Raw genomic sequence first — 420 nt, forward strand, 5'->3', positions numbered from 1 at the left:
ATGACCTTCGAATCCTTCATGCCGGCAAGATGCTGGATGGCACCGGAGATGCCGACGGCGATGTAGAGATCGGGGTGCGACCACCTTGCCGGTCTGGCCGACCTGCCAGTCGTTCGGCGCGTAGCCGGCGTCGACGGCGGCACGGGAGGCGCCGACGGCGGCGCCGAGCTTGTCGGCGATCGGCAGGATGACTTCCTGGAATTTCTCCGAGGAGCCCAGCGCGCGGCCGCCCGAGATGATGATCCTGGCCGAAGTCAGCTCCGGACGATCGGTCTCGGAAAGCTTGTTTTCGACAAAGCTCGACAGGCCGGGATTGGCCGCCGCCGGAACCGTCTCGACCGGGGCGGAACCGCCCTCGGGTGCAGCCTGGAAGGAGGCGGTGCGCACGGTGATGACCTTCTTGGCGTCGCTCGACTGCAC

Annotated in this window: 1 pseudogene; it reads right to left on the reverse strand. The window is 66.9% G+C overall.

Annotated features, from left to right (window positions below):
- Positions 1-420, reverse strand: a pseudogene (locus EOA86_RS38210) (electron transfer flavoprotein subunit alpha/FixB family protein); the annotation flags it as partial.

Source organism: Mesorhizobium sp. M5C.F.Ca.IN.020.32.2.1 (genome assembly GCF_004023105.1).
GTDB lineage: Bacteria > Pseudomonadota > Alphaproteobacteria > Rhizobiales > Rhizobiaceae > Mesorhizobium > Mesorhizobium wenxiniae.